8 protein-coding genes and 1 pseudogene are annotated in these 10,441 nt (G+C 46.0%); 4 read left to right on the top strand and 5 right to left on the bottom strand.

What is annotated here, in order from left to right; translation table 11 throughout:
- The first annotated feature begins 22 nt into the window (after positions 1-22).
- Positions 23-1,264 carry a DUF3458 domain-containing protein gene (locus Q0241_RS05345; protein ID WP_366941150.1) on the top strand — a complete coding sequence of 414 codons (1,242 nt, stop codon included), beginning with the start codon at positions 23-25 and terminating at the stop codon, positions 1,262-1,264.
- Positions 1,265-1,320: 56 nt separating this feature from the next.
- A complete protein-coding gene (locus tag Q0241_RS05340; RefSeq protein ID WP_299374246.1) occupies positions 1,321-2,466 on the top strand; it encodes an EAL domain-containing protein in 1,146 nt (381 codons plus the stop codon).
- 620 nt (positions 2,467-3,086) lie between these two features.
- On the opposite strand, the pseudogene Q0241_RS05335 reads toward Q0241_RS05340, so the two are convergent.
- The 5 genes and pseudogenes from Q0241_RS05335 to Q0241_RS05315 form a co-directional block, all read right to left on the bottom strand.
- Positions 3,087-4,484 (bottom strand): annotated as a pseudogene (locus Q0241_RS05335) (cache domain-containing protein); the annotation flags it as partial.
- Positions 4,485-4,611: 127 nt separating this feature from the next.
- A complete protein-coding gene (locus Q0241_RS05330; protein ID WP_299374243.1) occupies positions 4,612-5,211 on the bottom strand; it encodes a chemotaxis protein CheW in 600 nt (199 codons plus the stop codon).
- 6 nt (positions 5,212-5,217) lie between these two features.
- Positions 5,218-7,527 carry a chemotaxis protein CheA gene (locus tag Q0241_RS05325; protein WP_299374241.1) on the bottom strand — a complete coding sequence of 770 codons (2,310 nt, stop codon included), beginning with the start codon at positions 7,525-7,527 and terminating at the stop codon, positions 5,218-5,220.
- Between the two features lie 114 nt (positions 7,528-7,641).
- On the bottom strand, positions 7,642-8,007 hold the full coding sequence (locus Q0241_RS05320; protein WP_299374238.1) for a response regulator: 366 nt from the start codon (positions 8,005-8,007) through the stop codon (positions 7,642-7,644).
- Positions 8,008-8,011: 4 nt separating this feature from the next.
- Entirely contained in the window at positions 8,012-8,308 is a 297-nt protein-coding gene (locus Q0241_RS05315; protein ID WP_299374235.1) for an STAS domain-containing protein, read from the bottom strand.
- Between the two features lie 679 nt (positions 8,309-8,987).
- Here Q0241_RS05315 and phnD point away from each other — a divergent pair.
- Both phnD and Q0241_RS05305 read left to right on the top strand, forming a co-directional pair.
- Positions 8,988-9,965 carry a phosphate/phosphite/phosphonate ABC transporter substrate-binding protein gene (gene phnD / locus Q0241_RS05310; RefSeq protein ID WP_299374232.1) on the top strand — a complete coding sequence of 326 codons (978 nt, stop codon included), beginning with the start codon at positions 8,988-8,990 and terminating at the stop codon, positions 9,963-9,965.
- 81 nt (positions 9,966-10,046) lie between these two features.
- Positions 10,047-10,441, top strand: a 395-nt coding sequence (locus Q0241_RS05305; RefSeq protein WP_299374229.1) for an ATP-binding cassette domain-containing protein, incomplete at its 3' end; no start/stop codon positions are given.

Below are 10,441 nucleotides of genomic sequence, written 5' to 3'. Positions count from 1 at the left end.
CAAGGTCAGCCGTCAGAGCGGGCTGCAAACACAGCTTGGCGCGGACGTCATAACCTTCCAGCAAAAGACCCCGCCTACGCCGGGCCAGCCTAATAAAAAGCCATTGCCACTTCCTATTAAATGGCAAGCCATTGGCGATGACGGCCCCCTCATGGAGCCGCAATTAACGGTACTTAAAGGCGAAAAAACAAGTGTCTCTCTGCCACTCTCAGAGCAGAGTTATAGCCTCTCCGTGTTACAAGATTTCTCCGCGCCTGCCATCCTTCATACGGATCAAAACTCAGATGATGCCCTGCGGCTCATGGCAAATGACCCTAACGCCTTTAACCGCTGGGAAGCCGGGCAAGCCCTCGCGCGAAAGCTTATGGGCGAGATCACAAAATCCATTGAAAGCGGCGAAACACCTGCGCCAAATCCCGCGCTGAGGGGCTATGCACAGGCATTGAAAGCCACTCTATTAGATAATAATTTTGATAATAATTTCAAAGCCTTGGCCTTAACCATTCCATCGAATATGGAGGTACTTCAGAGCTTACCGCATGCGGACCCTATCGCCGCAACCCTTGCAGGGGATTGGCTCAACCGCGCTGTAGCCGACGAAGCTCAAGCCGATTTAATTGACGCTTATCACGCGCTGAAAGATGACGGCCCGTTCAGTCCTGATGCCAAAGCCGCAGGTCGCCGCGCGCTTAAAAATCGCTGCCTATCCCTGCTTGCCTCACGCCAAGATGCGGTCGCCGCGCCGCTCGCTATTTCGCAATTTCATGAAGCGACAAACATGACAGATGAGCTATCAGCTCTTTTAATCCTCGACAAACTCGGTGGACGCCGCGTGGATGAATCTATGGAAAGTTTTTACGCTAAGTGGAAAGATAATCCGCTCGTCATTGATAAATGGTTCGCCGTCCAAGCGGGACGTAAACATCCGGGCGGTGTGGAGGCCATACGCAAGCTAACGCAACACGAAGCCTTTGATGCGCGCAACCCGAACCGTGTTCGTGCCCTTGTTGGCGGCTTTGCCATGAGCAACCCGCATCTGTTCCATGCGCCAAGCGGCGCAGGCTATGAGTTCTTCACGGAGCAAGTCTTAGAGATGGATAGCCGCAATCCATCCGTCGCGGCGCGGCTGTTGGGGGTCTATGAGATTTGGCGCAAACTCGATGTGCAGCGCCAAGACCAAATCAAAGCGCAATTGCGCAAAGTGATTAAATCAAAGCCCTCGAAAAACGTGCTAGAAATCGCAAGTAAGACGCTTGGGAATTAACGTCGATTAACCATCCTGCCTAACCCAATCTTCACGCCCTTTTGCTAGGCAGGGCTATGGTTGATATTTTGACAGCAGATGGGTTTCGGACCCATATATCCGAACAGCGCTACTCCGTGCTGCGCCAGCCTATCGTTGACCTGAAGAGCGGAAATATCCACCACTATGAATGGCTCGTCCGTTTCGACCATGACGGCGAGACCGAAGGCGTGCTGCGCCCGGCTGAGCTTTCAGGCGTTATTCGGGATTTGGATTTGTCCATGTTGGCCCAAGCGATTTTGGTCCTCAATGAAGACCCGACGGGTACTGGCATTGCCATCAACCTCTCCGGCGCTTCGGTTGATAAAACAGCCTTTAAAGGCTCCGTTCTTGCTTGCCTAACGGCGCTCGAAGCTTCGCCAACCAAGTTGGTCATTGAACTTACTGAGAGTTGGGACATGTATGACTTGGCTTTGGCTGAGAGCCTATTGACCGAGCTGAAAACGCGCGGCCATCCTGTTTGCTTGGATGATGTCGGCGCTGGCGCGGCTTCTATCCGATATTTGCGCGCCCTTCCCGCAAATTGGCTTAAAATTGATGGTGGTTTCGTGGCGGCGGCGCTAAACTCGATGCGTGATCGGGCCATTCTCGCGGCACTCTTATCCTTGCGCGAAGCCCTCGATGTACGCTTCATTGATAGCCTTGTCGGGCGCTTCATTGCTCAATTTGCAGCCATCCCAACCATTGTTGGTATTTTGTCGCTGGTTGCCGCCGCCGTTATCATGGCAAATACGATTGCTCTCAGCACATTAGAGCGCCGTCGTCAGATTGGCGTACTCAAAGCGATTGGGCTAAAAAGTAATCGTGTTTTGGGTGTCATGCTCATAGAATCAACCATCATTGGTTTAGTCAGTGCAGGGCTAGGCTTGGGCTTAAGTCAACTTGGTTTATCTATCTTCACGGCTGTCACTGACCAAGTGATTCCATTGCCACGCTCAGCCCAATTAGTTGCCATCGGCTTAGTAATTGCGGCAGTTGTTATTTCGTGGGTTAGATCCCCACGTGACAAGGATGAAAGTGCAGTTGCAACATCATCAACGACATCACTGACATTTTTGTTTAGAGAATTCAGGGCGTTGGTTAAGGCGAGCATAAAGCCCTCTTTGCCTTCAGCGGATAGTGATTTTGTAAAATCACCGGCCGAGATCGCATTGACCATCTGATCAACTTCGGCCTCAATTGCGAGTTCAGCCGTAACATCAGCCCACTCGACAACTGTGCCGAGACGTTCACCTTGTTCGTTGGTAATCGGGTTGGCGATGAGGTCGAAAGATCTGCCGCCAACATTAATACGCCCTTGGTATGTTGTGGTCAGGGCTTCGAGCATAGAGCGCTGATGCGCGGGGTTTTTATGGAACCGATCTATACTTCCTCCAAGACGCTTGTTTGTATCAAATCCCGTAAGGTCCTTACGGATGTCTGCTTCTCCCGTACGCATCATATTGAGGACAGCATCGTTCATGTAGATGATATCAAAGTCATTGTTGGCAACCATGACATTGGCTGTACAGCTGTCCAGAGCGACTTTGACGCGAGCATTTTCTTGGGCAATACGGTCAGCTTCTTGCTGTTCGGCAAGTTTGACAGTCACATCATCCCACTCGACGACAGTCCCCAGTCGTTCACCCTTTTCATCGTTGATGGGGGACGCAATCAGGTTAAATGTTCTGCCGCCAACTTCGATTGTTGCACTGTAGGGTTCTTTCAGATTTGCAAGAAGTCCACGTTGATGGGCTGGTGATTTATGGAAGGTATCAATATTGGTACCGAGCAGCTTATCTGTATCAAGATTAGGCAAATCCTTTTTGATGTCGCTTTCGGCGGTGCGCATCATGTCGATCATCGTATCGTTCATGTAGATGATAGTCAGGTCAACATCCGCAACCATCACATTCGCCTGACAATTATCTAATGCAGACTTGATACGAAGGTTTTCGGAAGCAGCTTGATCTTGCTGAATGGCATTGTCTTTAAAAGTTTGCAGCGCAGAAGCGATATTTCCGACTTCATCTTTTCTATCCAACCCAGTGATTTCTATAGATTGGTTACCATCAGCAAGCTCTAGCATTTCCGATGTTGATTTTTGAATAGGACGAACGATAGAGCGCGCGAATAACCATCCCAACAGCGCGACAACACCTAAAACAATTGCCCCGATCATAAGGATAAAGAGCCTGGCTTCTCTTGCAGGTGCCAACATTTCCTGTTCATCTATTTCTGCGATTAATGCCCAGCGAACATTTTGAAAATCAAATGGTTGATAGGCAGAAAGGACAGGGATATTTCTATAGTCCCGTGTAATTTCTGCACCTGTTTCGCCCTCCAAAGCTTTTTTAACTGTGGCGGTTTGTACTTTGTTTTTAAGGATTGTTGATTCTTCTGAAAACCTTGAATCGCTACGCATCAGATAGTCGTTACCGACGAGGTACGTTTCGCCTGTCTCACCCATCCCTACGCTTAATTGAAGGACTTGATTAATGCGATCAATTGGCATTTGAAAAATTAATACGCCTTCAAACCCAGATTGTGAAACTACAGGGGTAGAGATGAAGCTTGCAGGTGTACCGTTGCTTGGGGCATAGGGGGCGAAGTCTACGAAGCTGATGTCACCTTCTTTTCTGCTTGATAAGGCAGCTTTGAAAGCTTGGGAAAGTCCGCTTTGGTTGTATTTACCGTCAAGCAGGTTTGTTGCGTAATCAAGCTCTTTGAATACGGTGTAAACAACATTACCTTCTGGATCCACGAGAAAAATATCGTAATATCCGCGTGCTGATAATATTTGGCGGAACCATGGGTGAAAACGCTGGTGCTGGTTATGATAAATGCCTTCTACTACTGTGGGGCCATCAAAGAGATGCTTTTGACCAAGTGCTTCTTTGCTGCCAAATGAGTTGGTAGATGTGGTTGCCTTCTCATTTATGTAGATACCTTGCAGTGATTGAAGCGGATCATTGTGGCGCCGGGCTTCGTCTTTAAATCCAGCTGTAAATCTTGTGAGGGCATCCTGAACGTTGCTGCTGGCAGCCGTAATCACGATATCTTCACTTATTGATTCAAGATATTGGCTTAGGGAAGAGCTTCTTGCCTCTGCCAATGCTGTCAGCGTGTGTTTTTCCTGTGAAATAAGAGCATCAGATGTACTGCTTATGCTGAAAGCACCGACCGATATCACAGAAATCATCGCAATAAGAACAAATAGTATTGGTAGCTTGTACGCGATTTTTAACGATAATCTGTTAAATATTCTGTGCATCGTCTTCTCCATTCGGCAGCGAGGGTTATTTTTTCGGATGGCCTTTTGCCAGGCTTTACTCGTCGACTTGACTTAACCCGATTCCGTTTTCGATTATTTGGGTGTCAAAGAGGCGTTCTTGATTGAGCAGGGCGACCATTCGTTCTTCAATGGTGACCAGGCCGGATAGATATTCTTCTTCGATAAGTGTTTCCATTTTGGGAACATCTCGAATGTCAGAATTGGAAACGGTCAGGATATCTGAAACGGTATCGACCAGAATACCGACCATTCTATTCTTCACGGCAATGATGACGATGACATGCAGGTTTGTGGCTTCTGTTTTTCCAAGGCCAAAACGACATCGTAGATCAAAGATGGGAACAATGACGCCGCGAAGATTTAAAACGCCGCGCATGTATTCGGGTGTATTGGGTAAAAGAGTTGTTTCTACCCAGCCCTTAATTTCGCGCACGGACATGATATCAACGCCATATTCCTGGTCGCCAACCGTAAAGGTTATGAACTGTTGCTGGCCAGTGTCCTTTGCCATGGCCATTCCTGTTTTTCCCGTGTTATGATCTGGATTGTGGTCTTGATTATGAGCTGGCGAATTTGTTTCGCCTTGTAGCGTTAGGTCCATGTTTTCCTGTGTTGCGAGGCTATTACTTTCCATCCGCGGTTACTCCATTACTTCGTATTTTTGTGTTATCGCTTCCGAGGCTGTATCGGCCGGAATGGTGGATGTGTTTTCAGGCTGAGCAGGGGTTAGTTTTTCTTCGGAGCCTAATTTTTTTGTGTCTAAGCTTGTGGTTATTAAATTTGGTTGGTTTCTGGTTTCACCTTTCTCGTCATCCTGGTTTTGTTTGTGGCTTGTTTGCCTTGCCATAGCATCCAAACCATCCACATCAAGAATGAGTGCAACCATGCCGTTTCCAAGGATTGTTGCGGCGGAAATACCTTCGACGGGATCGTAGTTTTCTTCGAGGCTTTTGATGACGACCTGTTGTTGTCCCAGCAGCTCATCAACTAAAATGCCAACTTGTTTTCCGCCCTCAATTTCAACGACAACAACAAGAGCTTGGCTTGGGTCATTTTGCGCACCGGGAATGTTGAAAAGGCGGTGTAGTTTGACAAGGCGAATATATTCACCACGCAAAGAGACAACTTCTGCCCCGTTCGAGAGCTTGTGGAGCTCGGTTTTGGCAGGGCGCAGGCTTTCTATAATTGCGGTGAGAGAGATGATGAATTTTTCTTTCCCGACAGCAACGACCATACCATCCAGTACGGCAAGCGTGAGGGGAAGAGACATAATGAATTTGGTTCCTTTTCCAGAGGTGGATTGTACGGAAATCCGTCCGCCAAGATTACTAATATTTCTGCGAACAACATCCATACCAACGCCACGACCAGAAACGTCGGTGACTTCTTCTGCTGTTGAAAATCCGGGGCTGAAAATCAGATCATCGATGGCTTCATCCGAAAGATTTTCGTCGGGGCCGATGATCCCCTTTTCTATGGCCTTGGCTTTTACTCGTTCGCGGTTGATACCGCGGCCATCATCAGTGACAATAATATGTATGCGTCCGGATCGATGTTCAGCCGATAGAGTGACGGTTGCAAGTTCGGGTTTACCTGCTTTAATCCGGTCTTCGGGTGTTTCTTCAATCCCATGATCCAGAGAATTTCGTATCATATGGGTTAAGGGGTCAGAAAGTTGCTCTATAACTGTTTTATCAACTTCGGTGTGTTCACCAGAAGTCTCGAGCTCGACTTTCTTCCCAAGTTTTGTTGCAAGCTCTCTTACCAAGCGTGGAATTCGGGCGAAAACAGATTTCACAGGCTGCATACGGACAGCCATGACAGATTCCTGAATTTCCCTTGTGTGCATTCCAAGATCTTCGAAACCCTTGGCCATAAAGGCCGCTAGCTCTGAGGGAAGGTTATCGACCTGTTGGCGCAACATAGCTTGAGTAATCACCAGTTCACCCACCATGTTAACCAAGCGGTCCACACGATCGAGTTCTACCCGGATTGACGAAACACGTTGCGAAGCTTGGGTGTTGCCTGCTGGGTTTGGCTTTACGGGTGCTGGCGTCGGAATTGTTGGCGCCTGCATCGCTTCAACAGCTTGTTGCTTTGTTGCCTCTAGTGATTTTTCCGAACTGTCTTCTGCTGGTTCTGCTGGTTCTGCTGATATTTGTTGCGATTTAGTTTTTTCTTCTTGTTTGGCCTCTGCCTCTGCCTCTGTGGCTTCTTCTTCGATTTTTATGTCGAGGTCACAATCTTCTGTGACGAACTCAAACACTTCTTCCACATCTGACAAGCTACAATCTGAGATAAGTTCAAAAACCCAGGAAAAGTACGCTTCATCTGAGATAATTTTCTGAATGGGGGGGAGGCGATCTGTATTAACTTTGGTTTCTAGCTCGCCCAGCTCTTTCATTTCGCGGACAAGGAGGAGGGGCTCATTGGCGTGCTGCAATAATTCAGGTTTGGGATTGAATGAAATAATATACTTTTTTTCTCTTGTTTCGTCAGGCGTTATAGTTTCGTGCTCACCTTCCTCAGCTGGAGTACTAACTGGTTGATCAAAAGCGAGAAGATTCAATTTGTTTTTGACCTCGGTAAAGCTTTCTTCGGGAAGGGTCGTACCATTTTGGGCTGCTTGGATGAGGTTTGTGAGGATATCATTGGCCGTAAGCAAAAGAGTGACGATCTCTTCTGTTATCTGGATTTCACCCTGACGCATTCGATCAAGCAGAGCTTCGTATATGTGTGCAAAACCAACAAGCTGGTCGAAGCTAAATGCACCTGCCCCACCCTTTACAGAGTGGACGACACGAAAGATGGCATTGAGATCTTCTGCATCAACGCTCTCAGGGTTGTGTTGTAAGTCGGCAAGCCTTGTTTCTGCATCTATCAGCAGTTCAGCGCATTCTTCAAAATAGGTCGCTTTGAACTGATCAAGGTCAAAATCGTTGGTACTCACTTGTCCCCCTTTATACGAAAACTTCGTAGATCGGCGATTAAATGATAGTGTCCTGTACCAAACTTTATTGCAGGATTTTGGGTGAGCGGTGTGCGAGCCACCCTTTGGATTATTTTATGGGCAAACTTTATTAACGACCTGAAGTAGTTTTTCGGGATTGAAGGGTTTCACAATCCAGCCAGTGGCACCGACACTCCGCCCTTCATTTTTTTTGTTCCCGTCTGATTCCGTTGTGAGAACTAAAATTGGTGTAAGTCGATGGGTAGGGTTGGATCGAATTTCTTTGCAGAGAGTCAGTCCATCCATATTCGGCATATTGACGTCAGTTATAACCAGATCAACCCGATCACCACCGAGAACGCGAAGGGCTTCGCAGCCATCAGAGGCTTCGAGTACGCTGTGCCCAGCACCTTTTAGTGTGAAGGACACCATATCCCGCATTGTTTTTGAATCATCTACTGTTAAAACTTTTAACCCCATATTTTTAGCTCCGCATCGTAATTTTGGAATAAAGACCGAGATCTTTGAAAGCAGTAACCAGAACGTCTGAAGCTTCCGTTATCTGAAAAGCGCGATCAGCTTCTATACAGCTGACGGCAGCGGAATGAATAATCTGCAGGCATGCGGTGGAAGCTTTTTCTACGCCTCCTGCATTAATGTTCAGATCTAAGCTTTTGTTATCGGCATCGACAAATAAAGCGAGCAATTCCTCTGCAACAAAAATGTCCAAACTGGGCGCTAATTCAATTGTCGCGGTTTGGTCGGATACTTCCAATTTCATAGTCGCGTAATGCCTCCTGAGATGAGGATTTAATCTGAAACCGCACTGATGAAAGTTATGCATGCCTGTACAAATGCATTCTATGAGTGTGGTCATTATTTGTTAATAAGCTCTTAAGTGTGTTTAGTGATGGCATAAGTATTCATTTTTTATCTGGTTCCGGGCTTGCCGTTTTAACCAGTATTTTTTTTGTATTTTATAGAGGTGATTGGATATTTTTCTATTATCAATTTGATATTAAATAATAAATTATCATCATGATTATGTTTTTGTATGACTAAATTTGATGGTGTGTTGAGTTAAATTATCGTTGTTAGGTGAATAAGGAATGTAGGGTTTGCTCTCTGACGTTCATTTTTTATTTAATTTGTAATGTGTTTGTGGAAATAATTTAGAATACCTTATGGTTGTGGTCGTTTGGTGTGAGACCCCAATTTATGGACTCCTTGTGATTTATATTGTTTTACCGAGGCTTAGGCTTGGACAGGGGTTGATTTTTACGTTTTTGCGAAAACTGTATTTCAAATGAAAGTATATTGTGGTTCAATTGAAACCATTGGATGGGAAAAATAAAAATAAACTCATCTTTATTTGTAGAAGTCACCTTAAAAGAGCGTGTTCTGATGTTGTACATGCTTTTAACCAAACAATGGGCGATACAATACTAAGGGAGGTATTGATGAAACTTCGGGATATACTATTTGGCTGCGCTAGCGTACTGGCCTGTCTTTCTGTAAACGTATCAACTGCGACGGCTCAGGACTGTGCCCGTGGTGATCTGGATACGCGGTTTTGTGATGTAGATGGCGACTTGATTGCAGATACGCCAACAGATCCTGCGAAGCAACTGGATCCGGATACATTGATTTTTGCTTATACACCTGTCGAAGATCCTGCCGTTTATAAAGAAGCATGGTCTGATTTTCTTGCTTATTTGGAAGAAAAAACCGGGAAAGATGTTGTTTTCTTCCCAGTCCAATCAAATGCTGCCCAAATCGAAGCTATGCGGTCGGGACGCCTTCATATCGCGGGCTTTAACACTGGATCAAATCCGCTTGCTGTGAACTGTGCCGGTTTCAGTCCTTTTACTATTATGGCAAGGGAAGACGGCAGTTTTGGCTATGAAATGGAAATCATTACATACCCGGGCAGCGGTGTTGAAAAAGTTCAGGATTTGAAAGGTAAAGCGTTAGCCTTTACGTCACCTACATCAAACTCTGGATTTAAAGCGCCATCAGCTATCCTGAAAGCTGATTTTGATATGGAAAAAGATCGCGACTTCGAAGCGACGTTCTCTGGAAAACACGATAACTCAATCCTGGGTGTCGCGAATAAAGATTATATTGCGGCTTCTATTGCAAACTCTGTGAAATTCCGCATGATCTCAAGAGATGTGATCAAGGAAGATCAGATTAAAACGATCTACAAGTCGCAAACTTTCCCGACAACAGGCTATGGTGTTGCCTATAATCTGAAACCAGAACTGCAGGACAAAATTAAAGATGCCTTCTTTAGTTTTGAGTGGGCAGGGACATCTTTGGAACGTGAATTTAAGAAATCCAAAGAAGGTCAGTTTTTACCAATAACTTATAAAAAATTCTGGGATGTTATCCGCAAAATTGATGCGGCTAACAATGTTTCTTACTCTTGTAAGTAACAGGAGTATTTGAATTTTTTTTACGACAACCCGGCATCTTCCAAGGTGTCGGGTATGTTATTGATATGACAGGTAAATAGCATGTTACACCTGAATAAACTTACCAAGCAGTATGCAACGGGTGATATGGCTCTCAAGAGTGTGGAGCTTGAGATTCCTAAGGGACAGGTCGTTGCGTTAATCGGGCCATCCGGTGCGGGTAAAAGTACTTTGATTCGCTGCATAAATCGGTTGGTTGAACCAACGTCAGGCAGTGTTACGCTCAATGGAAAAGAACTGACGAAACTCGGTTCTGGTGCCCTGCGTCAAGCAAGACGGCGTATGGGAATGATTTTCCAAGAATATGCCTTGGTTGAGCGACTGACGGTTATGGAAAATGTTCTTTCCGGACGATTGGGGTACGTTGGTTTCTGGCGTTCTTTTCTCCGTAAATATCCGCAAAGCGATGTTGATGAAGCTTTTCGTTTGTTAGAACG

The sequence above is a fragment of the uncultured Kiloniella sp. genome, from assembly GCF_937128705.1.
In the GTDB taxonomy this organism is placed as follows: domain Bacteria; phylum Pseudomonadota; class Alphaproteobacteria; order Kiloniellales; family Kiloniellaceae; genus Kiloniella.
Note: the sequence above shows the minus strand (reverse complement) of the source record. Positions and strands in the feature narration are given on the sequence as shown.

Excerpts from the sequence above, each read along its gene's own strand:
- Q0241_RS05340 (WP_299374246.1), top strand. The coding sequence starts at position 1,321 with ATGGTTGATATTTTGACAGCAGATGGGTTTCGGACCCATATATCCGAA.
- Q0241_RS05330 (WP_299374243.1), bottom strand. The coding sequence starts at position 5,211 with ATGGAAAGTAATAGCCTCGCAACACAGGAAAACATGGACCTAACGCTA.
- Q0241_RS05320 (WP_299374238.1), bottom strand. The coding sequence starts at position 8,007 with ATGGGGTTAAAAGTTTTAACAGTAGATGATTCAAAAACAATGCGGGAT.
- Q0241_RS05315 (WP_299374235.1), bottom strand. The coding sequence starts at position 8,308 with ATGAAATTGGAAGTATCCGACCAAACCGCGACAATTGAATTAGCGCCC.
- phnD (WP_299374232.1), top strand. The coding sequence starts at position 8,988 with ATGAAACTTCGGGATATACTATTTGGCTGCGCTAGCGTACTGGCCTGT.